The following is a 1,225-nucleotide window of genomic DNA, read 5'->3' on the forward strand; positions in this document are numbered from 1 at the left end:
TACTGCCTGGACCTGCTGATCGGTTTGGGTTGCGTTGAAGTAGACCACGGCGGGCGGCTGTCCGCCATGGGCGGCATGGGGCCGCTGGTGGTTGTAAAAGGTGATCCAGCGGCCGACGCCTGCCTTGGCCTGTGAGCCGGTTTCCCAGGCGTGCAGGTAGACGCATTCGTATTTCAGGGACCGCCATAGGCGCTCGATGAAGATGTTGTCGAGATACCGGGCTTTGCCGTCCATGGAGATTTTCGTCTTCGCCCGCTTCAGCCGGTCGGTCCAGTCGAAGGATGTGAACTGACTGCCTTGGTCGGTATTCATGATCTCAGGCGCGCCAAACTTGTGGATGGCTTCGTTCAGCGCTTCGACGCAGAACTCTGCCTCCAACGTGTTGGAGATACGCCAGGCCAGCACCTTGCGGGTGAACCAGTCCATGATGGCCACCAGATAGAGGAACCCTTTGCGCATCGGCAGGTAGGTGATGTCGGCGCACCAGACCTGATTGGGCCGATCAATCCGCAGCCCGCCGAGCAGGTAGGGGTAGGTCTTGTGGCCCTTCGCGGGCTTGCTCGTGTTGGGTTTCTGGTAGATCGGCATCAAGCGCATAAGGCGCATCAGCCGCCGGATGCGCTTCTCGTTCACGGCATGACCCTCGTTCTGCAGGTGCCATGTCATCTGCCGAACACCGTAAAACGGCGTGTCCAGAAACTGCTTGTCGACCTTCAGCATCAGGTCAAGGTTCAACGCCGTTTCACCCTGCGGCGCGTAATAGAACGACGACCGCGAGATAGAGAGCAACTGGCACTGCGCCCCGACCGACAGCTTGGGATGGGTTCTTTCGATCATGCCCCGCCTCACTTCCCGATCCAGGGCTTGAGCTTTCGTGACAAAAAATCGTTGGCCACAGCCAGCTCTCCGATCTTGGCATGCAGATCACGGACCGTGTCCCCGGCAATCTCGGCGGAGGCCGCAGCCTGACCGCCACGCTCGAAAATCCCCGCGGCACCTTCCAGCAGAGCCTTCTTCCACTGATGGATCATGGTCGGATGAACCGCATAAGCGGCCGCCAGCTCCGACACCGTGCGCTCGCCCTTCAGCGCCTCCAGAGCAACACGGGCCTTGAAAGCCGCGTCATGGTTCCTGCGTTTCGACATATTCTGATCTCCTCGTCTTGGGGATCAGCAGACCTCAGATCGTAGCTTCCGTCACTGTCCAATTTTCGGGGGGTAGCTCA

At 59.7% G+C, this 1,225-nt stretch carries 1 protein-coding gene; it reads right to left on the reverse strand.

Translation table 11 applies throughout. The features are described from left to right. Positions 1-1,145, reverse strand: a protein-coding gene (locus C7455_RS19770; protein WP_425450658.1) for an IS3 family transposase whose coding sequence is annotated in 2 segments (ribosomal slippage) — positions 1-878 and positions 878-1,145 — 1,146 coding nt annotated over the 2 segments. Because the reading frame shifts where the segments join, the coding sequence is not laid out codon by codon here. This gene is flagged as partial in the annotation. Positions 1,146-1,225: the final 80 nt, after the last annotated feature.

The sequence above is a fragment of the Roseicyclus mahoneyensis genome (genome assembly GCF_003148775.1).
Lineage (GTDB): Bacteria > Pseudomonadota > Alphaproteobacteria > Rhodobacterales > Rhodobacteraceae > Roseicyclus > Roseicyclus mahoneyensis.